General features: G+C 44.0%; 18 protein-coding genes. 11 read left to right on the forward strand and 7 right to left on the reverse strand.

Annotated features, from left to right (window positions below; genetic code table 11):
• Positions 1-24 precede the first annotated feature (24 nt).
• The 3 genes from rutG (at position 25) to cysK (ending at position 3,435) form a co-directional block, all read left to right on the forward strand.
• Entirely contained in the window at positions 25-1,383 is a 1,359-nt protein-coding gene (gene rutG, locus ACX17N_RS08110; RefSeq protein ID WP_458892049.1) for a pyrimidine utilization transport protein G, read from the forward strand.
• Between the two features lie 58 nt (positions 1,384-1,441).
• The gene (locus ACX17N_RS08115) at positions 1,442-2,281 is read left to right on the forward strand and encodes an NAD(P)-dependent oxidoreductase (RefSeq protein WP_458892236.1); all 840 of its coding nucleotides are present in this window, start codon (positions 1,442-1,444) and stop codon (positions 2,279-2,281) included.
• Between the two features lie 155 nt (positions 2,282-2,436).
• On the forward strand, positions 2,437-3,435 hold the full coding sequence (gene cysK, locus ACX17N_RS08120) for a cysteine synthase A (protein ID WP_458892051.1): 999 nt from the start codon (positions 2,437-2,439) through the stop codon (positions 3,433-3,435).
• 64 nt (positions 3,436-3,499) lie between these two features.
• On the opposite strand, the gene ACX17N_RS08125 is transcribed toward cysK, so the two are convergent.
• From ACX17N_RS08125 to ACX17N_RS08145, 5 genes are all read right to left on the reverse strand, one after another.
• The gene (locus tag ACX17N_RS08125; protein WP_458892053.1) at positions 3,500-4,402 is read right to left on the reverse strand and encodes a hydroxymethylglutaryl-CoA lyase; all 903 of its coding nucleotides are present in this window, start codon (positions 4,400-4,402) and stop codon (positions 3,500-3,502) included.
• On the reverse strand, positions 4,399-6,387 hold the full coding sequence (locus ACX17N_RS08130) for an acetyl/propionyl/methylcrotonyl-CoA carboxylase subunit alpha (RefSeq protein ID WP_458892054.1): 1,989 nt from the start codon (positions 6,385-6,387) through the stop codon (positions 4,399-4,401). The genes ACX17N_RS08125 and ACX17N_RS08130 overlap by 4 nt, the downstream gene beginning before the upstream one ends.
• 19 nt (positions 6,388-6,406) lie before the next feature.
• Entirely contained in the window at positions 6,407-7,201 is a 795-nt protein-coding gene (locus tag ACX17N_RS08135) for an enoyl-CoA hydratase/isomerase family protein (protein ID WP_458892055.1), read from the reverse strand.
• Positions 7,202-7,211: 10 nt separating this feature from the next.
• On the reverse strand, positions 7,212-8,813 hold the full coding sequence (locus ACX17N_RS08140; protein ID WP_458892237.1) for a carboxyl transferase domain-containing protein: 1,602 nt from the start codon (positions 8,811-8,813) through the stop codon (positions 7,212-7,214).
• 141 nt (positions 8,814-8,954) lie between these two features.
• On the reverse strand, positions 8,955-10,151 hold the full coding sequence (locus ACX17N_RS08145; protein ID WP_458892057.1) for an isovaleryl-CoA dehydrogenase: 1,197 nt from the start codon (positions 10,149-10,151) through the stop codon (positions 8,955-8,957).
• A gap of 143 nt (positions 10,152-10,294) precedes the next feature.
• On the opposite strand from ACX17N_RS08145, the gene ACX17N_RS08150 reads away from it, so the two are divergent.
• From ACX17N_RS08150 to ACX17N_RS08170, 5 genes are all read left to right on the forward strand, one after another.
• The gene (locus tag ACX17N_RS08150; RefSeq protein ID WP_458892058.1) at positions 10,295-10,921 is read left to right on the forward strand and encodes a TetR/AcrR family transcriptional regulator; all 627 of its coding nucleotides are present in this window, start codon (positions 10,295-10,297) and stop codon (positions 10,919-10,921) included.
• Positions 10,922-11,028: 107 nt separating this feature from the next.
• A complete protein-coding gene (locus tag ACX17N_RS08155; protein ID WP_458892059.1) occupies positions 11,029-12,720 on the forward strand; it encodes an AMP-binding protein in 1,692 nt (563 codons plus the stop codon).
• Positions 12,721-12,819: 99 nt separating this feature from the next.
• Positions 12,820-13,812 (forward strand): biotin synthase BioB, encoded by a 993-nt coding sequence (gene bioB, locus ACX17N_RS08160; RefSeq protein ID WP_458892060.1) that lies wholly within the window; start codon positions 12,820-12,822, stop codon positions 13,810-13,812.
• A 79-nt stretch (positions 13,813-13,891) separates the two neighbouring features.
• Entirely contained in the window at positions 13,892-14,569 is a 678-nt protein-coding gene (locus tag ACX17N_RS08165) for a class I SAM-dependent methyltransferase (RefSeq protein WP_458892062.1), read from the forward strand.
• A 54-nt stretch (positions 14,570-14,623) separates the two neighbouring features.
• Entirely contained in the window at positions 14,624-15,421 is a 798-nt protein-coding gene (locus tag ACX17N_RS08170) for a thioesterase family protein (protein ID WP_458892064.1), read from the forward strand.
• Positions 15,422-15,436: 15 nt separating this feature from the next.
• Here the strand turns inward: ACX17N_RS08170 and ACX17N_RS08175 are convergent, their stop codons facing one another.
• Positions 15,437-16,426 (reverse strand): ABC transporter substrate-binding protein, encoded by a 990-nt coding sequence (locus ACX17N_RS08175; RefSeq protein WP_458892066.1) that lies wholly within the window; start codon positions 16,424-16,426, stop codon positions 15,437-15,439.
• Positions 16,427-16,429: 3 nt separating this feature from the next.
• A complete protein-coding gene (locus tag ACX17N_RS08180) occupies positions 16,430-17,017 on the reverse strand; it encodes an ANTAR domain-containing response regulator (protein ID WP_458892068.1) in 588 nt (195 codons plus the stop codon).
• A 464-nt stretch (positions 17,018-17,481) separates the two neighbouring features.
• On the opposite strand from ACX17N_RS08180, the gene ACX17N_RS08185 reads away from it, so the two are divergent.
• From ACX17N_RS08185 to nirD, 3 genes are read left to right on the forward strand one after another with little or no spacing between them, the layout of a single operon-like run.
• Positions 17,482-18,822, forward strand: coding sequence for an MFS transporter (locus ACX17N_RS08185; RefSeq protein WP_458892070.1), 1,341 nt, complete (start codon positions 17,482-17,484; stop codon positions 18,820-18,822).
• A 23-nt stretch (positions 18,823-18,845) separates the two neighbouring features.
• On the forward strand, positions 18,846-21,392 hold the full coding sequence (gene nirB / locus ACX17N_RS08190; protein ID WP_458892071.1) for a nitrite reductase large subunit NirB: 2,547 nt from the start codon (positions 18,846-18,848) through the stop codon (positions 21,390-21,392).
• Positions 21,393-21,406: 14 nt separating this feature from the next.
• Positions 21,407-23,026, forward strand: coding sequence for a nitrite reductase small subunit NirD (gene nirD, locus ACX17N_RS08195; RefSeq protein ID WP_458892072.1), 1,620 nt, complete (start codon positions 21,407-21,409; stop codon positions 23,024-23,026).
• Positions 23,027-23,032: the final 6 nt, after the last annotated feature.

A 23,032-nucleotide genomic window follows, 5' to 3' on the forward strand; every position in this document is an offset into this window, starting at 1 on the left:
ACCCGAATGAAGGAGGGGAAACCCATGCAAGAAAAACAATCGTGGTTTCCGAAATTTAAGCCTTACCAAGGCGATTTAGATACAACCCCTGTGCAAATTGACGAATACCTGCCAGTTGGGCGCAGTATCGTTTTAGGTTTACAGCATGCCTTTGCCATGTTTGGCGCAACGGTATTGGCACCCTTGCTGATGGGATTTGACCCCAACCTGACGATTTTCATCACAGGTATTGGAACGATCCTATTCTTCCTGATGACTGGAGGTAGAATGCCCAGCTATCTCGGATCGAGCTTCGCATTTATTGGTGCCGTCGCTGCGGCAACGGGGTATGCAGGTGTTGGCGCAAATCCGAATATAGCTCTCGCACTAGGGGGAACCATTGCCTGCGGTATGATTTATGCCCTGATAGGCTTGGTGGTGATGAAAACAGGTACAGGTTGGATTGAGAAACTGATGCCTCCGATTGTCACGGGTGCGATTGTGATGATCATTGGTTTAAACCTTGCACCGATTACCATTAAGAGTGTGTCTGGTAATACCTTTGATACTTGGATGGCACTGGTGACTATTTTATGTATTAGTGCGGTTGCCGTCTTTACCCGCGGTATGGTGCGTCGTCTATTGTTGTTACTGGGGCTATGTTCTTCTTATTTCGTGTATTTTTTGCTTGCCAATGTGATGGGCTGGGGTAAACCGATTGATTTCTCCATCATTGGCAATGCTGCTTGGTTTGGACTCCCAACGTTCCATGCTCCCGTATTTGACAGCAATGCCATGTTACTGATTGCGCCTGTCGCGATTATTTTAGTCGCAGAAAACTTGGGACACTTCAAAGCTGTTTCTGCTATGACAGGCAAAAACCTATCACCTTATATGGGGCGTGCCTTCTTTGCTGATGGGGTCTGTACCTCATTATCTGCTTCGGTGGGTGGTACGGGTATGACGACGTATGCCGAAAATATTGGGGTGATGGCGGTGACCAAAGTCTATTCCACCACCATTTTTGTGGTCGCAGGGATCTTCGCGATTTTACTGGGCTTGTCACCCAAATTCGGGGCGGTGATCAGTACTATTCCAGTGGCATTGTTAGGGGGTGCATCCATAGTGGTATTTGGATTAATTACCGTGGCTGGTGCCAAAATCTGGGTCGATAACAAAGTTGATTTCACGCAAAACAGCACACTGATTATTGCCGCTGTGAGTTTAATTATGGGCGCGGGCAACTTCAGCTTGCACATTGGTTCATTTGACTTGGGTGGGATTGGCACCGCGACCTTGGCAGCGATTTTACTCAACCTCTTCTTAAACCGTGGTGAAGAGACGGTAGCAAAAGTTCAAAGCGTGGAAAGTGAAGCGAACAACAGCGTTGTGCAAGGTTCTTAATGAACCTGAATGGAGAGATCAATTGAGCCAAAGTATTTCATTTATTGGGTTGGGGGCAATGGGTTGGCATATGGCTTCCCATTTGCCAAAGCTCGGTTTACCAGTCTATGTCTGGAACCGCACCGCTGAAAAAGCTGAACAGCATGCACAGCAATTTGCGACACAAGCGGTAAGTTTAGAACAAGCGGTGCAAGCCGATTTCATCTTTTCTTGCCTGCCAACCAGTACCGATGTGGAACAGTTAATTGCGGCCTATCCACCTAAAGCTGGCAGTATCTGGATTGACTGTACCAGTGGCGTGCCAGATTCAGCGCGTAAGCTCTCGCAGCAGCTACAGAAACATCAGGTCGCTTATCTAGATGCGCCAGTATCGGGGCAAACCATTGGCGCAGAGCGCGGTACTTTAACCGTGATGATCGGTGGAGACGAGCAAGCCTATCAGCAGGCTTTACCTATCATTTCAGCATTTTCAGGCTTGGTCGAATATGTCGGATGTAGTGGTTCAGGCTTTGCCGTAAAAGCCGTGAACAATGTATTAATGGCAACACATTTGTGGGCCTTGGCAGAGGGGCTGACCATTCTGAAACAGCAGGATGTTGATGTTACGGCTGCATTAAATTGTATTAATCATTCTAGTGGGAAAAGTACGGTGTCGGATTCCATCATGGCGCAAAAGGTACTGAACCGAACTTTCCCTAAAACGTTTGCTTTGAATTTACTGCAAAAAGATATTGGGATCGGTTTGGACTTAGCGCAACAGCAGGAGTCAACTGTCCCGATTTTTGAAAGTATTCAAGCACTGTTTAAAGAAATTCCGAAAGCGCAGGCAGAGCAGTTGGATTTTACTGCTGCTGTTTCTGTACTAGAACAATGGAACCAAACGGTATTACAGGCCTAAACTTGAGATGGCATAAGGAAATGCCAGAACAAGCGATTTCAGTCGCGTGTTTTTAAACAGAAATCAACAGAAAATTCCGAGCACTTTCTGTATTTCAGTAAAATTGGTTGTATCATGATTCAGTTATAAATAGTGAATAAACTTAGGGATATAACATGAGTACTGATTCAGCCTTTCCAACACCGAATAATTTAGGTATCGCGGTTTATAGTAATAATGCCGAAGCAATCGGTAATACACCCTTGGTACGTATTAACCGTGTCATTTCTGGTGGTGCAAATGTCTTTGCAAAAGTTGAAAGCCGTAATCCTGCATTTTCAGTGAAATGTCGTATTGGTGCTGCACTGATTGCCGATGCTGAAAAGCGTGGTGTGTTAAAGGCGGGTATGCATATTGTAGAGCCAACCAGTGGCAATACGGGGATTGCCTTGGCTTTTGTAGCAGCAGCAAAAGGTTATGATATTACTTTAACCATGCCAGCCAGCATGAGTATTGAACGTCGTAAAGTGCTTAAAGCATTAGGCGCAAACTTGGTGCTTACCGAAGCTGCCAAAGGCATGAAAGGTGCAGTTGATGAAGCCGTTCGTTTAGCAACGGAGCAGCCTGAGCTTTACTATTTGCCACAACAATTTGAAAATCCAGCCAATCCACAAATTCATGAAGATACGACAGGGCCTGAAATTTGGGCAGCGACCAATGGTCAGGTTGACATCTTGGTCGCTGGCGTAGGAACGGGTGGTACAATTTCAGGGATTTCACGATTCTTTGAAAAAGTGAAAAATCAGCCGATTTATTCAGTCGCGGTAGAACCAGCCGAATCTCCAATTATTAGTCAAACCAAACGTGGCGAAGCAATCACACCTGCACCGCACAAGATTCAAGGGATTGGGGCAAACTTTATTCCAAAGAACCTAGATTTGGACTTGGTGGACGAAGTCATTTCAATTGCTAGCCAAGATGCAATCGATTGGGCGCGTAAAACTGCGACTCAAGAAGGTATTTTAGTCGGTATTTCTTGTGGTGCAGCCATGGCCGCAGCTGCACAGTTGGCAGCACGTCCTGAAAATGCAGGGAAAAACATTGTGGTGATTTTACCAGATAGTGGCGAACGCTATTTATCTTCTGTACTTTTTGAAGATATCTCTGCAGATTAAACAAGAGTGGTTTGTAAAAGTACTTCAGCCGCTCATTGAGCGGCTGATTAATGTGTACCATTGATTAAGCACAACGCGTTTGTAAATAAGCATTGGCATAATTTGAAGGATTTTGGCGGTCTAATCGTGTGCTAATATTCTGGCTAGCCTGCATGAGTGCCTCAATATTAATGCCTGTTTCAAAGCCCATACCATTCAGTAAATATAATAAATCCTCAGTACTGACATTTCCTGAAGCGCCTTTGGCATAAGGACAACCACCCAGACCAGCAATTGAAGAATCAAAAACACGAATGCCTTGTTCTAGCGACTGGTAAATATTGGCGATGGCCATACCGTAGGTATTGTGGAAATGACCTGCCATAAATTGGGCATCCAATTCGCTTAAACAGGCTTCCCAAACCTTTTTGACTCGATTCGGCGTTGCTGTGCCAATGGTTTCTCCCAAAGATACTTCATAACAGCCCATATCAAACAAACGGGTCACAACTTGACTGACTTGCTTCGGATCAATCGCACCTTCATAGGGGCAGTCGACTATACAAGATACATAACCTCGTACCTTAATATCATGTTCCTTGGCAGCCGTTAGAATGTCGGCAAATTTTTCAAAGCTTTCATCAATGGAACAGTTAATATTCTTTTGTGTGAAGCTTTCAGAAGCTGCGGTAAATACCGCAACCTCTTTACATCCCACCGCCAAAGCTGATTCAAAACCTTTCATGTTTGGGGTGAGCAAACTGAACTGAATATCTGCATCTTTCGGCAATTGGGCATACAGTTCATCACTATACGCCATTTGCGGCACCCACTTTGGCGAAACACACGAACCTACTTCAATGGCTTTGAGTCCTGTTTGCATCAAGTCCATAATCAGTTGTTTACGGTCTTGCAGTGAAAGTGGTGTTTTCTCATTTTGAAGACCATCCCGCGGACCGACTTCTACGATTTTCACAAATTCCGTCATGCGACTTCCTCCGCTAGTGCTTGAAATTCCACCAGCTCATCACCCGCTTTGACTTGGTCACCCGCTTGGAAGTAGGCAGAAGTAATCACGCCATCACGCGGTGCTCGAATTGTATATTCAATTTTCATGGCTTCTAAAGTGAGCAGAATGTCATCCTTTTTCACTTGGGCATTGGCTTCGACCAAAACTTGGGTAATTACACCCGGCATAGGTGCTTTTAAGTTACCTTCGTTGTGCTGGGTATCACTATTGCCATAATTGGCACGGACATAGGCAAATTTGTAGGTTTGACCTTCCTTAAATACCGTCAAGTGGTCTGCATCTGCACTAAATGCCAATTTGACTTGTTGACCATTTAAATTGAGTTGGGCTAAATGTGCATCAAGCAATTGCCCTTGAATTGTATATTCCTGACCTTGATAGTGAGCAATAAAACCGTTATCAATTGCAGAAAAGCGAACCTCAATAGTTTCTTGATTGAGCTGTAATTTCACACTGTATTGGGTCTTCACATTGACACGCCAAAGTGGTGAGGAAGACCAGACTGAATGTGATTTTTGCTGTTGGTGAAAGCGTTTTAATAGCTCGATCAATGCCGCAGATACAATAGTTTCTGCTGAAGCGGGTTCAGCATTCATTAAGAAGGCATCTTCGCGTTGAATCAGATTGGTATCTAACTTGGCATGTTTAAATGAGTCACAACGAATGATTCGATCTAGGAATGCAATGTTATTGCCCAAGCCTTCTACATGGAATTGCCCCAAAGCGCGGTGCATTTGCACCAATGCAGCTTCACGGTTTTCCCCCCATACGATTAACTTGGCAATCATCGGGTCATAGAAGGTGGTAATTTCATCACCTTCTACAATACCGCTATCCACACGAACATGCTGATTTTGTTCAGGATAATGTAAATAACTGATCTGACCAATTGCAGGGAGGAAGCCTTTTTCAGGTTCTTCTGCATAGACACGTGCTTCTATGGCATGACCGCAAATCTCCAACTCATGTTGTTGCTTCGGTAAAGGCTCGCCATAAGCCACGCGCAATTGCCATTCAACCAAATCTTGTCCGGTAATCATTTCCGTTACAGGATGTTCAACTTGTAGACGTGTATTCATTTCCATGAAATACGCGGTGCCATCCTGTTCAACAATAAATTCCACTGTGCCTGCACCAACATAGTTTACTGCGCGTGCAGCATCAATCGCGGCTTGGCGCATGGCCTCGAGTTTATGTTGTGGCATGAGGGGTGCTGGTGCTTCTTCCAACACTTTTTGGTGGCGACGTTGCACCGAACAATCACGTTCAAACAAGTGAACGTAGTTACCATGCTTATCCCCAAAGACTTGAACTTCAATATGACGCGGTTGCACGACATAGCGTTCAATCAAAACGTCATCATTGGCAAAGCTCGACTTTGCTTCACTTTTACAAGAAGCTAGGGCACTCAGGAAATCAGACTCACGCTCTACCAGACGCATGCCTTTACCACCACCACCAGCGCTGGCTTTAATTAAGACTGGGTAGCCAATCTGATCAGCCTGTTGTTTCAGGAAAGCCGCATCTTGATTGGTACCATGATAACCTGGAGTGAGTGGTACACCTGCTTTTTCCATTAATGCTTTAGAGGTGGCTTTTAAGCCCATCGCTAAAATTGCGGCAACAGGTGGACCAATAAAGGTAATATTGTTTTTTTCACAGGCTTCGGCAAATTGGTCATTTTCCGATAAAAAACCATACCCTGGATGAATTGCCTGAGCACCTGTTGCAAGTGCCGCCTGAATAATGCGCTCAATTTGTAAATAGCTTTGTGCAGCAGGGGATTCACCAATATAAATGGCTTCATCGGCCTGTTTAACATGCTGAGATTGTGCATCGGCATCTGAATAGACGGCAACTGTGGCAATACCCAATTTTTTCGCGGTACGGATAACACGGCAGGCAATTTCACCGCGGTTTGCAATTAGAATTTTTTCAAACATTGTTGTGTCCTTATTGTTGTTATGCCGTTGCCTTAATCCAAGCGGGGCTATGTTTGTTTAAAAAAGCATTCAGTCCATTTTTTGCTTCTTCGCTTTGACGCACATGGGCAATATGTTGCGCGGTTTTCAGCAGTAAACTTTCATCCACACTTTGTTGATTGACCATCTGAATCAGTTGTTTGGATGCAGCCTGTGCTTCAGGTCCACCCAACAACAGCGCTTGTACAATTTCATCGACTTTGGCATCCAGCAATTCAGATGGGGTAACTTCATGCGCTAAACCAATCTGGAGCGCTTGCTCGGCACTGATACGTTCAGCGGTAAGGAAGTAACGCGAAGCCTGACGCGCACCAATGGCACGAATGACATAGGGACTAATGGTGGATGGGGCTAAACCTAAGCGAACTTCTGAAGTCGCAAACTTCGCATCCGTACTGGCCACACAAATATCACAAGCAGAAGCGAGACCCATGCCACCACCGAAGGCAATACCTTGCACACGGGCAATGGTTGGTTGTTTCAACGTTGCAAGGCTTTGCAGCATTTTCGCCAGTTTTAAAGCATCCGCTTCGTTGTCTGCTTGTGAGGCTTGTCCAGCTTGTTTCATCCAGTTTAAGTCTGCACCCGCAGAAAAGCTTTTGCCACGACCCGCTAAAATCACCACGCGAATATCATCACGCCCATTCAGTTGTTGAAAGCAGTCATGCAACTCTTCAATCACTGTCGTATTGAAGGCATTGTGCAGTTCGGCACGGTTAATCCACACCGTTGCCACTTGCTGCTGTTGTTCCAGTTGTAAAAATTGATAGTCCATTTTTCACCTCTTACATGCGGAACACGCCATACTTGGTCGGTTGAATTGGAGCATTCAATGCCGCGGCTAAACTTAAACCCAACACTTGACGTGATTGAGCAGGGTCAATCACACCGTCATCCCATAAACGTGCAGAGGCATAGTATGGATGACCTTGGCGTTCGTATTGATCGCGAATTGGTTGTTTAAACTGATCTTCTGCATCGGCAGACCAAGATTCACCTTTCTGTTCAATTTGATCACGTTTGATGGTTGAAAGGACACTGGCTGCTTGTTCGCCGCCCATCACGGAAATACGTGAATTTGGCCAAGTCCACAAGAAGCGTGGGGAATAGGCACGACCGCACATGCCGTAGTTGCCTGCTCCAAATGAACCGCCAATGATTAAGGTCAGTTTAGGTACGTTGGCTGTGGCAACTGCCATCACCAGTTTGGCACCATGTTTGGCAATTCCTTCATTTTCGTACTGACGTCCGACCATAAAGCCAGTGATATTTTGTAGGAACAGTAAAGGAATATTGCGTTGCACACAAAGCTCAATAAAGTGTGCGCCTTTTTGTGCAGATTCGGAAAACAGAATGCCGTTATTGGCAATAATCCCAACCGGCATGCCATAAATTTTGGCAAAGCCAGTAATTAAAGTGGTACCAAAGCGAGCTTTAAATTCATCTAAACGTGAGCCATCGACAATACGGGCAATAATTTCACGCACATCAAACGGCTTACGCGTATCACTTGGTACAATGCCATACAATTCTTCGGCTGGGAAAAGTGGCGCTTCAATTTCATCCGCAGTTTTTTGAGCTTTGATATTCAAGTTCGCCACGATGTTGCGTGCAATTTGAATGGCATGCTCATCGTTTTCTGCCAAATGGTCAGCGACTCCAGACAGGCGAGTATGCACATCACCACCACCAAGGTCTTCACTGCTGACCACTTCACCTGTGGCTGCTTTTACTAATGGGGGACCACCCAAGAAAATCGTACCTTGGTTACGCACAATAATGGTTTCATCCGACATGGCAGGCACATAAGCCCCGCCTGCGGTACAGCTGCCCATCACCACCGCAATTTGGGCAATACCCAAGCTCGACATACGAGCCTGATTATAGAAAATACGCCCGAAGTGATCACGGTCTGGGAATACTTCGTCTTGCATGGGTAAATAGGCACCGCCTGAGTCGACCAAGTAAATGCAAGGCAAGTGATTTTGCTCCGCTATTTCTTGCGCGCGTAAGTGCTTTTTCACTGTGAGTGGATAATAAGTACCACCTTTTACGGTTGCATCATTCGCCACGATCATGCAAGTAACACCATTCACTTGGCCAATCCCAGCGACTACACCTGCCGCAGGGACATCATCCGCATAGACTTTGTGCGCAGCCAATTGGCCAATTTCCAAGAAAGCTGTACCAGCATCAATAAGTTGGTCAATACGGTCACGTGCTAAAAGTTTGCCACGGGCAATATGTTTTTGACGCGCGCTTTCACCACCACCCAGCGCAATTTTCTGGCTGACTTGTTGTAAATCTTGAACCAAATTCAGCATCGTGGCCTGATTGTTCTTGAACTCATCACTTCGGCTGTTAATCTTCGTTTTAAGCTGATTCAAGTCTGAGCCTTGGCTTGCAAAAGTCATGTTCTGATTGGTCTGTTTTGGCATTTGCACCAGATTAAACTCATCCTGACCGCTATGCATTTTGGTTTGTAATTGATTCATAGAAACTTCCTTGTATAAATTGGGCCAGAGGGATTAAGCAGTTTCGTTAAATAATTCACGACCGATTAACATCCGGCGGATTTCTGAAGTTCCTGCACCAATTTCATAAAGTTTCGCATCACGCCATAAACGTCCTGCAGAAAATTCATTGATATAACCATTTCCACCTAAGGCTTGAATGGTTTCACCGGCCATCCAAGTGGCTTTTTCAGCCGCATAAAGAATGGCACTGGCAGCATCTTTGCGTAAGCTACGGCTATGCTCAGCTTTGTCACATTCAGCACCTACGGCATACACCAGTGCTTTACAAGCTAACCAAGTTGAGTACATATCGGCAATTTTGCCTTGCATGAGCTGGAACTCACCCAATGCTTGCCCAAACTGTTTACGATCGTGGATATACGGAATTACGGTATCCATACAAGCATCCATAATGCCCAGCGGACCGGCACTTAATACCGCACGTTCATAGTCTAGACCGCTCATCAATACCTTCACGCCATTACCGACACCGCCGAGTACATTTTCTTTCGGTACTTTCACATTGTCGAAAAATAGCGGGTAAGTATTTGAGCCGCGCATACCTAACTTGTCTAAATGGTTACCGTGGCTAAAACCTGGCATATCTTTTTCAATCAGGAATGCCGTCATGCCTTTCGCACCCGCTTGTAAATCAGTTTTGGCATACACCACCAAAACATCGGCATCACCACCATTGGTAATCCACATTTTTGAACCATTTAAAATGTAATGATCACCTTGTTCTTCTGCTTTCAGCTTCATGCTGACTACATCGGAGCCTGCATTCGGTTCTGACATGGCTAAAGCACCAACATAATCACCCGAAATGAGTTTTGGTAAATAACGTTGTTTTTGTTCTTCGTTACCATTTCGCTTAATTTGGTTAATACATAGGTTAGAATGTGCCCCGTAAGACAATCCTATAGCGGCAGATGCACGTGAGATTTCTTGCATAACAATAATATGCGCTAAATAACCGAGGTTAGAACCACCGTATTCTTCACTGACTGTTAGACCATGTAAGCCCATATCACCCATTTTCTTCCACAGGTGAGCAGGGAATACATTGTCACGATCTACTTGCTGAGCAATCGGTGCAATTTCTTTTGCACAAAAAGCTGCAACTGAATCACGTAGTGCGAGCAGAGTTTCATCTAAACCGAAACTTAAGGTTTGAAGATTAAGTTGTAATGGAACGTGTGCGTTCATGCTGTTCATCCTGAGGTTATATTTGTTGTCCAATAAGCATTGTTGTTGTGCTTGTAGTTTTACAATACATCTATTTTTTAAAAAAGTGAACTAAAATTCACAAAATGATTTACAATTCATTTTATCTGGATGAGAATAAGATTATGAGCTATAAAAGATCGACTTTGATGCAAGAACGAATGGAACAAAATCGACAATCGATTTTGCAATCTGCGCGTGAACTTATTGCTCAAGGGGGATTTAAGGATGCGCAAATTCAAGCGATTGCGGAGCGTGCAGGCGTTTCTAGTGGCTTAGTTTACCGTTATTTTGACAATAAAAGTGAAGTCTTAATTGAAGTGTTGTCTGAAGCGATTCAACATGAGATTCATATTTTGAATACCATTGCGAGCAGCGAAGGCATGACGGCACAGCAGAAGCTCCACAAGGCTGTCACCACGTTTGTGAAGCGGGCATTAAATAGTCCTCAACTGTCGTATTCTCTGATGTTCGAACCTGTAGATCCAATTATTGAACATGAGCGTTTTCGCAGTAAACAATTGATTAAACAAAGCATTAACGAGATTCTTGCCGAAGGGAAAGTCAATGGCGAGTTCGGATTTGAAGACTTGAATACTGTGGCGTTATGCATTGTCGGAAGTATGACTTTCGTCGTAATTGAGCCTTTAAATCCATCACGTAATGTGATGTTTGATCAAAAATACAAAGACTACTTTGTGAAACAGGTCGCTGATTTTTGTGTACAAGCTGTGCAAATTACAGGAGCGTAATTAAATAGTCTTATATGCAAAGTAGGCAATCACGTACACAGTAGTCAACGTTGTAAAACTAAAAGAGTAAAAATCAGAATTACAAAGAATCAAGGAGAGTGATTCAAATGACACAGGTACGGTTAAGCTACGCGTATGGAACCAGCAGTCAGCCTTTACTGGGCATGACCATTGGTGAAAAATTTGATCAGGCATGTGAACAATATGCAGATCAGGATGCAGTGGTCAGTGTGCACCAAAATGTACGCTTAAGCTATAAAGAGCTACAAGCTCAGGTGAATGCACTGGCTTGTAGCTTACTCAAACTAGGATTTAAAAAAGGCGATCGTCTTGCCATTTGGTCACCCAATTGTGTGGAATGGACCATTACCCAGTTTGCTGCCTTTAAAGCTGGCATTATTTTGGTCAACCTGAATACTGCGTATAAAAGTAATGAACTTGAGTACGTGTTAAATAAGGTGTCTTGTAAAGGTTTAGTGATTGCTTCGCAATTTAAAACCACCAATTATCAAGAGCTTTTAACCAAAATTGCCCCAGAAATTCTGGAAACTGAGAATAAATTTTTAAGTTCTTTGCGTTTACCGCATTTAAAACACGTGATTAAAATTGATCCAGTAGAACAGACTGGCATTCATCGTTTCGATGATCTTTTGCTTGAGCCGACCAAAAAACAGCTAGAAACCTTAAGTGCAATTGCCAGTGAACTCCAGTTTGATGAAACCATCAATATTCAATTTACTTCGGGCACTACGGGTAATCCGAAAGGCACCATGCTCACGCACAATAACATTTTAAATAACGGTTATTTTGTCGGAGAAGCGATTCATTTAAGCCCGAAAGATCGAGTATGTATTTCAGTGCCATTATTCCACTGCTTCGGTATGGTCATGGGCAATTTGGCGTGTATTACACATGGTTCAACCATGGTCTATCCATCGGCCGTGTTTAATCCTTTAGATACGCTTAAAGCCATTCAACAAGAAAAATGTACCGCAGCGTATGGGGTACCAACCATGTTCATTGCCACTTTAGAGCATGAGCAATTCGATGAATTTGATTTAAGCAGTTTACGAACTGGCATTATGGCGGGCAGTCCATGTCCACGTGAAATTATGCAACGTGTGATGGAACGTATGCATATGACAGAAATTACCATTTGTTATGGCATGACTGAAACGGCTCCTGTGAGTGCGCAAAGCTCAACCACAGACTCGGTAGAGCAGCGTGTCGGTACAGTTGGTCGCGTGCATCCGCATTTAGAAATCAAGATTGTCGATGAAGCAGGTAAGGTCGTCCCACGTGGCAAGCTGGGTGAGCTCTGTGTCCGTGGTTATTCGGTGATGCTGGGTTATTGGGAAGATGGCGAGAAAACCCAAGAAGTGATTGATAACGCACGTTGGATGCATACGGGCGATATCGCAGAAATGGACGATGAAGGCTTTGTGAAAATTAAGGGTCGCATTAAAGATGTGGTGATTCGTGGCGGTGAAAACCTGTTCCCGAAAGAAATCGAAGATTTCTTATATACCCATCCAGATGTTAGTGATGTGCAAGTGATTGGATTGCCGGATGCCCGTTATGGTGAAGAACTCTGTGCCTGCATTATTCTGCATGAACATCATGAAACGACTGAAGAAAGTATTCGTCGTTACTGTGCCGAGCATATTTCGCATAACAAAGTGCCGCGCTATGTGCGTTTCTTTACCGAGTTTCCAATGACAGCTTCGGGCAAAGCGCAAAAATTCAAATTACAAGAATTTATGCGTAAGGAACTGAATTTATTGGAAGATATCGCATAATTCTACATGATAATTGAGTTTTCCCTTTATTCTCCGACTGAGAATAAAGGGGGAAGTAAAAATGGTCTGAACTAATCAAACAATAAAAAGGAAATCATGATGCAACTTCGTCACGATTGGACTCGCGCAGAAATACAAGACCTGTATCATCAACCATTTTTAGATTTGGTTTTTCAGGCACAACAGATTCATCGTCAAAATTTCAGTGCTAACCAGATTCAGGTCAGCACCTTACTCTCGATTAAAACGGGAAAATGCCCAGAAGATTGCAAATATTGTTCACAATCGGCGCGCTATGATTCAAAGTTGGAAGCGGAAAAACGCATTGCAGTTGAAAAAGTGATTGCAGAAGCTAAACTCGCCAAAACTTCGGGTTCTTCGCGTTTTTGCATGGGGGCTGCTTGGCGTAATCCGCATGAACGTGACATGCCTTATGTATTAGAGATGGTGCGCGAAGTCAAAGCCTTAGGTCTAGAAACCTGTATGACACTCGGGATGCTCAATCCTTCTCAGGCACAACGCTTACAGCAAGCTGGCTTGGATTATTACAACCATAACTTAGATACCTCACGTGAACATTATCCGAATATTATCAGTACGCGCAGTTTTGATGACCGCCTAGACACCTTGCAGCATGTGCGTGATGCAGGTTTAAAAGTGTGTAGTGGTGGCATTGTCGGTTTGGGGGAGCAACGGGCCGATCGTATTGGTTTAATTTTTGAATTGGCTACCTTGCCGATTCATCCTGAATCTGTTCCAGTCAACATGTTGGTGCCGATTGAAGGCACACCGTTGGCAGAGGTCGAAAAACTTGATGTAACTGAATGGATTCGCACGATTGCTGTTGCACGGATTGTGATGCCGAAAAGCTATATTCGGCTTTCTGCTGGGCGAGAGTCACTATCAGACAGTGATCAAGCACTGGCATTTATGGCAGGGGCAAATTCGATTTTCTCTGGTGAAAAACTTTTGACCACCACAAATGTGGCACAGGGTAAAGATCAGCAATTATTTCAAAAATTAGGTTTAACGGTAGAACAGCCAAAACCGAGTATTTCTGAACTAACGGTCGATGCGATGGCAGTGGCTTAATGAAACAATAGAGTCGCATACAACACAGCAAATTTTAAAACTGCATGAATGTATGCCAAACAATAATAAAGGGTTCAGCATGGGCAAAGACTTTAACAGCCAACAGGTGGTGGATGGATATGATGAGCATATTCGCAAGCTCATTCCTGGATATGAATTAACGCATCAGCAGGTTGATGCCATTTTATCACATCACTATGGTGAGCAAGCTCAGGTGCAAATTTTAGTGGTGGGCTGCGGTACGGGTTATGAACTGCAATATTTAGCACAAAAACACCCCAACTGGCAGTTCACTGCGATTGATCCATCACATGTGATGCTGTGTAAAGCTAAGCAGCGCCTGGAAAAACATGGTGTTCTTCACCGTGTTCGCTTTATCCATGGGGATACCAAAAGTCTCGCAAATGAACCGATGTTTGATGCTGTTCTCAGTATATTGGTGGCACATTTTATTCCGCTAGAATCGAAACAAAGCTTTTTTAAAGATATTTTTTCGGGCTTAAAACCCAACGGCATGTTGCTGACTTATGACTTAATGAAAGAAAGCGAAGCTCATGAAGTGTTGGTATTAAAACAATTTTGTGAAAATAATGGCTTGAGTGCAGGGCAAAGTGAAAAAATGGTCGAGCGCTTACAACATGATTTCTTTCTGGTATCACCCAAAATGGGGCAGCAATTACTTTCTAATGTCGGGTTTAAGAAGGTGAAAACCTACAGCCAACTGATGAATTATTACGGTTTTTGTGCCGTGAAATAAACACTTTTGTGGAGCAATTTTAGACCACAGTCGAGCAATTACAGGGACAGAATTATGCCAGCATATTATCGTTTAATTCAGCGTGAACAGCATGCTAATGGTAGCATGATAGCACATTATACCGCCAATATTCATGCGCAAGGCGCTTGGAATCCACATGAGCAACATATGGCACCAGCAACAGGCGTGTTATGTGCAGAACTGGAACAGTTTTTACCTCGTGATGAAATGCGGATTGGACGAATCAGTTTAGATATTTTTGGTTTGATTGCATTTGGTGATTTTACGATTACTACGCGACTGATTCGTGCAGGAAAAACCATAGAGCTGATTGAAAGTGAAATGCAGGCACAGGGGAAAACCTGTATTGTGGCACGCGCATGGAAAATGCTGACCCAAGATAGCAGCAGTATTGCCGGACTTGAAGATCAAAAGGTGCAACATCCAGAACAATTACCGATCTGGGATGGTATGCAATGTTGGCCAGGCGGCTATATTCAAAGTATTGAAGCCCGTGCCGAACCGACACGACGTGCAGGTAAGGGCTTGGTTTGGTTGACTAATCATTGTGACATGGTCGAAGGCAGCACAACCAGTGACTTTGTTAAACTGATGGGCATGGTCGATACGGCCAATGGTGTGGTGCCTCGTCAAGATCCGCAGTCTGGTTGGGCATTTCCGAATTTGGATTTACAGATTCATTTGTATCGACTGCCGCAAGGTGAGTGGTTAGGACTGCAAGTTGAACAGCAATATGGTGCTGATGGTGTGGGGCTCACCAGTGCGGTATTGCATGACACGCATGGACCGTTTGGGCGCAGTGAACAAATCCTTACCTTAAGAAAACTTTAACTTCATCGAAACATATTAAAGCTGAATGATGCATTGCTGGCTTAAGTTTTTAAGTTCAGCATCATGCACTTGTAGTTTGCTCCATTTTTGCATTTGCTGAATGAGCCATGCAAAGTCTTCAACTTTTGGACTGGCACTCTCTTCAATAAAATTACGAATGATGTTCTGAATTTTATAAAATTTTTGCACATGCACCGTGTCGGAACATTCAAACTGAATCACATCATAAGCCTGTAACAATTCCCAAATTTGACTAAAATCCTGCATGGTCTTAATTTCATTTTGGGATTTGCTAATGGCTTGCGTCATGGCTTGTAGGGTATTGGGATGAGTACTCGCCCAATCCGCTGTCACAGCCAGCACCTTATCGGCTATGGCGGGAATGACATCTTGGCTAGAGGCAACAATCTGACTAATCCCTAAAATTTCGCCTTGAGTATTCCACGGTTCACCCACACAAAAGCCATCAATTGCATGATTGTTCAATGCTTCGACCATATAAGGCGGAGGCAAAATTCGTAATTTTACCGCATGGGCGACTTCAGCATTAGCCAGTGCCAGCCATTCCCGAATACAAAAATGATGAATCGAATTGGCAAATACATGCGCAAGTTGAATATCTTTTCCTTGTTGTATTGCATCCACCACTTTCTGTGCGACATCCGCCGGTGACTGCTCTGGTTGTATATTCAACTCAAAACACAGTTTCTGGCTTAAGCTAATATAAGCGCGGTTGACGCTCAGCACCAACGGGGTTTGGAACGGAATGCCAATATGATCCGTACCAATTAACGCTGCGGGTAAAATCCCTGAAAGGCAGTGCGCGGCATCTAAAAGCCCAAAAGCCAAACGGTCACGTAAACTCGCCCAAGAAGCTTCTTTAACCAGTGTGACCTCTAAGCCTTGTTCCTCAAAATAGCCACGATGTTTTGCCCAGAGTAGAGCAATACAATCTAAAAGCGGAATATAGCCAAGTTGGATTTGAGTTTTTTCTAATGCAGACATGGCTTAATCCTTCAATTTGGTTTGCAGTAATTCTTGAGCATCAAGTAAACGTCGTGCCATTTCACCCATCGTGATGCGGTGACTCATCGCATTTTTACGTAACAGCTGGAAGGCTTGATCTTCGGTCAGTTGATGCAATTGCATCAGCAATACTTTTGCTTTTTCGACATCTTTACGATCTGCCAGTTTGCTTTTGGTTTCCTTTAAATCAGCCAGTAATTTTTTATGTTTTTTATATTGTTCAATCGAAATTTCTAAAATACTGTCCAGTTTGGCAGGGTCTATGCCATCAACAATATAAGCGGTAATGCCTGCATCAATCGCACTTTTAATCATCTCTTTTTGGCTATTTTGAGTGAAAAGCACGGTAGGTAGGTCGAATTGGCTGACGCAGCTTTCAATAATGTCGCGATGAGGATGATCCATATCTAATAAAATGACATCTGCATGTAAATGTTCAAGTTTGAACATATTCAGGTGATCGATGGTTAAGCAGGCAACCACATCAAACCCATGACTAATCAGGGAGTCTTGAATGTAGTGCGCACGATCTTGATCATCATCAATCAAGGCAATTCTAAGCTTTGACATATGTAAGCTATCGCTAATTCATGAGTCTAAATCGACTCGATTTATATTTGAATATTTTGTAAGCAAAAAATAGACCAACTAATTTTAATCACGATTGCATATACAAAAAATAACGATGAACTAGGTTGGGCGCGCAATCTTGCACTATTTAAAGGCAAGTTGAGCCATTTAGTGGCATTCGATAATAAAAAATGCATTTTGCACCAAAGTAGCGGAGAGCATCTTTCTTTCGCGAACGTAATTAAACGATGATTGATCGCGCTATAAAAAATATTATTGATATAAATCATATGTTTAGAGTTTATATTTGAATATTGGCACACACTTTGCAATATTCAACTTGAGTCAAAGACGACTCTTAAAATTTGCAAGACGGCCAACGATGTCCGTTCTGATCGAACTGTTAAACCGCACAAGCAGGATAACAGAACTTTAAATACGTTCAGTTCAGGAAGGAGAAGGTTATGTCTTCAAATTTATATGAGAAAAAAGCCACAACAATAAGTCTTTTCAACTTTAAGACTTCAGCGATGCGAGCCTTCCACATGAGTTGGCTCGCCTTTTTTGTCTGCTTCTTTGCATGGTTTGCCTGTGCACCCTTAATGCCGGTGATTGCGGGTGAATTTCATCTCACTAAAAATCAAATTGCCAATATCAATATTGCAGCAGTCGCCATCACCATTTTGGTTCGATTGATCGTGGGGCCGCTGTGTGACAAATATGGCCCTCGTAAAACTTATACCACCTTACTGATCTTAGGCAGTATTCCGGTATTCGGGGTAGCAGCATCGAATAGCTATGAATCATTCCTGTTTTTCCGCCTTTTAATTGGTGCGATTGGCGCAAGTTTCGTGATTACCCAATACCACACCAGCATTATGTTTGCTCCCAACGTGGTGGGTACGGCAAATGCCACTACGGCGGGTTGGGGCAATGCGGGCGGTGGTGCTACACAAGCCTTAATGCCGCTGTTGTTAGCTGCAATTGTGATGTTTGGTGTAGAGCAATCTATGGGCTGGCGTATTGCCTTGCTTGTACCAGGCATCATGATGCTGATTGTTGGGGGCTTGTACTGGAAATATACCCAAGATTGTCCTCAAGGCAACTTTAAAGAATTACGTGCTCAAGGCGTGCAAGTTGGTAGTGATAAAAAAGGTGGCTTAAACATTCTGCTACATGCCGCGCGTAACTATCGGGTTTGGATTTTATTTGGGGCTTATGCGGCTTGCTTTGGCATAGAAATCTTCATTCACAACATTGTGGCGATGTACTACGTCGAAAATTTTGACTTCGGTTTAAAAGAAGCAGGACTCGCAGCAGGCATCTTCGGTTTATTGGCGCTATTCGCTCGTGCCTTAGGCGGCATTATTTCAGATAAGGTTGCTACTAAAAAAGGGCTGGATGGTCGAACCAAAGTCTTGTTCTGCATGATTTTGATGGAAGGTCTGTTCCTGATTTTATTCTCGCAAATGAACACAGCCATGCTGGCCATCTTAAGCATGACGATATTTGCCTTATTTACCCATATGGCGTGTGGTGCAACTTATGCCTTGGTGCCATTTATTGACCGTGATGCCTTAGGCGGAGTTGCAGGCATTATTGGGGCAGGCGGCAATGTCGGTGCAGTTGCGGCAGGTTTCCTCCTCAAAGGTGTTTTGGATATTCAAACCTGCCTCATGGTACTCGGTGGGCTCGTTGTGATTGCCGCAAGTTTTGTCCTCATGATCCGCTTTTCAGTCGAACACAAAGAGAAAGAACAACGTCTATTTGAACAAGCCGTGCTTGATCGCAACAACATGGCATAAGTAAAAAAATTAAGGAGAATGATATGAAACTACTTATGATTGGTCATGGTATGGTCGGGCACAAATTTATTGAGAGTGTGCTGGAACATGCGGGGGATGACGTTGAAATCACTATTCTTGCCGAAGAACCTCGTCTTGCTTATGACCGAGTACATTTAACTGAATACTTCTCTGGTAAAAGTGCCAAAGATTTATCGCTTGCCCGTGCGGACTTTGCCGATGCCTATGGCATAGATTTACGCCTCAATACCAAAGCCAGCAGTATAGATGTTGAAAATAAATGCGTGACCACCAATCATGGTGAGACCATAAGTTATGACAAACTGGTGCTGGCAACAGGGTCTTATGCCTTTGTACCGCCAATTCCGGGCAATGATCGTAAAAATTGCTTTGTGTACCGGACCATTGAAGACTTAGATGCCATTAAAGCCGCCAGTTTAAATGCCAAAACAGGGGTTGTGATTGGTGGTGGTTTATTGGGGCTGGAAGCTGCCAAAGCACTGCGTGATTTAGAACTGGAGACCCATGTGGTCGAGTTCGCACCACGTTTGATGGCCGTTCAGGTTGATGACTTGGGCGGAAAGGTATTACGCACGAAAATCGAAAATCTTGGCGTTAAAGTGCATACCCAAAAAGCAACCCAAGCCATTGAGGATGGTGCGTCCGCAGTTCATGTCATGAAATTTGGCGATGGTTCTGAACTCGAAACGGATATCGTGCTGTTTTCAGCAGGCATTCGCCCACGTGATGAACTGGCTCGCGCTAGCGGACTCGCAATTGGTGAGCGTGGCGGCATTGTAATCAATGATTACTGCCAAACCAGCCATGAAGATGTTTATGCCATTGGTGAGTGCGCACTTTGGAACAATAAAATTTATGGTTTAGTTGCACCGGGTTATGACATGGCACGGATTGCGGCTAAACACATCATGCAGCAAGAAACTGGGTTATTTGCGGGTGCCGACATGAGCACCAAACTAAAATTGATGGGGGTCGATGTGGCTTCAGTCGGTGATGCTCATGCCATGACACCCAATTCACTCAGCTATTTTTATGCCGATGAAGCCGCACTGGTGTATAAAAAAATTGTGGTGAATGCCGAAAAAACCAAACTGCTCGGTGCAGTACTGGTTGGTGACGCTAAAGAATATAATGACTTACTTCAAATGATGCTAAATGGGCTGGCCTTACCCGAAGTGCCAGAAAGTCTGATCATGCCGGGCTTTACCGACTCAGGTACCAAAGCAGGCGGCAGTGGTGTTGATTTACTCCCAGACAGTGCCACCATTTGTTCCTGTAACAACGTTTCCAAAGCTGATATTTGCCAAGCCATTAGTGAGGGTTCTACTTCACTGGGTGCATTGAAAAAATGTACCAAAGCGGCGACGGCTTGCGGTGGTTGTACACCATTGGTGACACAGGTATTAAAAGCCGAATTACAACGTCAAGGGGTAACGGTCAATAATCACATTTGTGAACACTTTCCGTATTCGCGCCAAGAGTTGTATCACTTGGTACGCGTGAATGAAATCAAGAGTTTTGAAGATTTGATTCATCAACATGGACATGGTCTAGGCTGTGACATCTGTAAACCTACAGCAGCCAACATTTTGGCATCTTGCTGGAATGATTTTGTACTTGAACCAAAACATGCGGGTTTACAAGACAGTAATGACTACTATTTGGGCAATATTCAAAAAGATGGCTCTTACTCAATTGTACCGCGAATGGCAGGAGGTGAAGTGACTCCAGATGGTCTTATTGCAGTCGGTCAAATTGCAAAAAAATATAATCTATATACCAAAATTACTGGTGGTCAACGTGTGGACATGTTCGGAGCACAAGTCCACCAGTTGCCACTCATTTGGGAAGAACTGAATGCGGCAGGTTTTGAATCGGGTCATGCTTACGGTAAATCACTGCGTACTGTGAAATCTTGTGTTGGAAGTACGTGGTGCCGTTATGGTGTAGATGATTCAGTCGGCTTAGCCATTTTCCTTGAGAACCGTTACAAAGGACTCCGTTCACCACATAAATTAAAAATGGCCGTGTCGGGCTGTACCCGCGAATGTGCTGAAGCACAAGGGAAAGACGTTGGGGTGATTGCCACTGAAAAAGGCTGGAACCTCTATGTCTGCGGTAATGGCGGCATGAAACCACGCCATGCAGAACTGATTGCATCTGACTTAAATACTGAAACCCTGATTCGTTATATCGACCGTTTCTTCATGTTCTATATTCAAACGGCTGATCGCTTGCAACGTACCAGCGTATGGCGTGACAACATGGAAGGCGGCTTGGATTATCTAAAATCAGTGATTATTGAAGACTCACTGGGTCTTGCCGCTGAACTTGAGCGTCGTATGCAGCACATTATTGGTACTTATCAAGATGAATGGCGTACCGCAGTGGAAAACCCTGAAATCCGTAAACGCTTCCAAACGTATATTAATGCTGAGGCAGACCAGCAAGCTGATCCACATATTCAATTTACGCAAGAGCGTGGACAAATTCGTCCACTTAGTGAAGCGGAACGTGCCGCAGAGCGTATTCCAATGGTTGAAGCATAATCAGGAGAATCAAGATGACCAGTTTAAACAATAAAAATATGCTTCCAGAACAAGAGTGGATAGATGTTTGCGCATTACAGGACATCACCCCGAATACAGGTGTGGGCGCCTTAGTTGGTGGACAATCTGTGGCGTTATTCCGTGTCGGTACAGAAAAGCGGGTGTATGCACTCAGTAATAAAGACCCGTTTAGCCAAGCCAATGTCATGAGCCGTGGCATTATCGGCGACTTGCAAGGGGAGCGCGTGATTGCTTCGCCAATTTATAAACAACATTTTAGTTTGGCGACAGGACGCTGTTTGGAGGACAAAGACCAAAAGCTTTTGGTTTTTCCAACTAAAATCCAGAATGAGCGTGTTCTGGTCTGTCCAACTGCACAAAAAACCTATATCACTAACAACGGCGTCAGTTCAGAAAAAATGAAACTGGTGTTGGTGGGGAATGGTTTAGCAGGCATGCGCTGCCTTGAAGACTTATTGGATATGGCACCCGATCGTTATGAAATCACGGTGATTGGTGAAGAACCATGGGGCAACTATAATCGCATTATGCTGTCACCTGTGCTTTCGGGGGATAAAACCATTGAAGACATTATGCTACATTCGCATGCGTGGTATAGTGAAAAAGGCATCCAGTTTATTGCAGACGACCCTGCCATCAAGATCGATCGTCCGCGTAAGCAAGTCCATACCCAAAAAGGCGTGGCAGTGAATTACGATCGTTTAATTTTAGCGACAGGTTCAAAACCGTTTATTCCTCCAATTGCTGGGACTGAACTGAAAGGTGTGATGAGCTTCCGCGACATTTATGATGTCAATCAGATGCTGGAATATACCCAAAACAAGAAAAATGCCGTGGTGATTGGTGGAGGCTTACTTGGACTAGAAGCCGCCTACGGATTAAAACGCCGTGGCATGAATGTCACCGTACTGCACTTGATGGATCGTATTATGGATCGTCAACTCGACAGTCGTGCCAGCCACATGCTTCGACATAGCATTGAAGAAAAAGGCATCAAAATTATTACCGAAGCCAATACTGAGGCGTTGTTAGGTGTAGACGGTCATGTCAATCAAATTCGCCTGAAAGATGGAACGCTATTAGATGCAGACTTAGTGGTATTTGCAGTCGGTATTCGCCCAAATATCAGCTTGGCGCAAAGTGCAGGTTTAAGAACGAATCGCGGGGTTATGGTGAATGACACCATGCAAACCTATGACCCAAGTATCTATGCCGTCGGTGAATGTATTGAACATCGTAGTCAGACCTTTGGTTTAGTTGAACCATTATGGGGACAAGCTTTTATCTGTGCTTCGCATTTGGCAGAGCATGGCAGTTTGACCTTCAAAGCACCTACTGTGCCAACTCAACTGAAAGTCAGTGGTGTGGATGTGTTCTCCGCAGGTAATTTCGAACCGACGGAAGATTTTGAAGACATCATCTTAAATGATGAAAAGCGTCAAATTTATAAACGCATCATTATTCAGCATGACAAAGTGATTGGCGCGGTATTGTTTGGCGATACGGAAGATGGGGCTTGGTATGCAGAATTGATTGCGGATCAAACTCCAATTTCTAATATTCGCAATAAATTGCTTTTTGGTCGGGATTTTGCATTAAAAAAAGTAGGTTAACTTTAG

The organism is Acinetobacter sp. GXMZU3951 (genome assembly GCF_054457875.1).

Coding starts and splice junctions, on each gene's coding strand:
- ACX17N_RS08155 (WP_458892059.1), top strand. CDS start 11,029: ATGACACAGGTACGGTTAAGCTACGCGTATGGAACCAGCAGTCAGCCT.
- ACX17N_RS08150 (WP_458892058.1), top strand. CDS start 10,295: ATGAGCTATAAAAGATCGACTTTGATGCAAGAACGAATGGAACAAAAT.
- nirD (WP_458892072.1), top strand. CDS start 21,407: ATGACCAGTTTAAACAATAAAAATATGCTTCCAGAACAAGAGTGGATA.
- rutG (WP_458892049.1), top strand. CDS start 25: ATGCAAGAAAAACAATCGTGGTTTCCGAAATTTAAGCCTTACCAAGGC.
- ACX17N_RS08165 (WP_458892062.1), top strand. CDS start 13,892: ATGGGCAAAGACTTTAACAGCCAACAGGTGGTGGATGGATATGATGAG.
- ACX17N_RS08145 (WP_458892057.1), bottom strand. CDS start 10,151: ATGAACGCACACGTTCCATTACAACTTAATCTTCAAACCTTAAGTTTC.
- ACX17N_RS08125 (WP_458892053.1), bottom strand. CDS start 4,402: ATGACGGAATTTGTGAAAATCGTAGAAGTCGGTCCGCGGGATGGTCTT.
- ACX17N_RS08185 (WP_458892070.1), top strand. CDS start 17,482: ATGTCTTCAAATTTATATGAGAAAAAAGCCACAACAATAAGTCTTTTC.
- ACX17N_RS08175 (WP_458892066.1), bottom strand. CDS start 16,426: ATGTCTGCATTAGAAAAAACTCAAATCCAACTTGGCTATATTCCGCTT.
- nirB (WP_458892071.1), top strand. CDS start 18,846: ATGAAACTACTTATGATTGGTCATGGTATGGTCGGGCACAAATTTATT.
- cysK (WP_458892051.1), top strand. CDS start 2,437: ATGAGTACTGATTCAGCCTTTCCAACACCGAATAATTTAGGTATCGCG.
- ACX17N_RS08115 (WP_458892236.1), top strand. CDS start 1,442: ATGGGTTGGCATATGGCTTCCCATTTGCCAAAGCTCGGTTTACCAGTC.
- ACX17N_RS08130 (WP_458892054.1), bottom strand. CDS start 6,387: ATGTTTGAAAAAATTCTAATTGCAAACCGCGGTGAAATTGCCTGCCGT.
- bioB (WP_458892060.1), top strand. CDS start 12,820: ATGCAACTTCGTCACGATTGGACTCGCGCAGAAATACAAGACCTGTAT.
- ACX17N_RS08170 (WP_458892064.1), top strand. CDS start 14,624: ATGCCAGCATATTATCGTTTAATTCAGCGTGAACAGCATGCTAATGGT.
- ACX17N_RS08180 (WP_458892068.1), bottom strand. CDS start 17,017: ATGTCAAAGCTTAGAATTGCCTTGATTGATGATGATCAAGATCGTGCG.
- ACX17N_RS08135 (WP_458892055.1), bottom strand. CDS start 7,201: ATGGACTATCAATTTTTACAACTGGAACAACAGCAGCAAGTGGCAACG.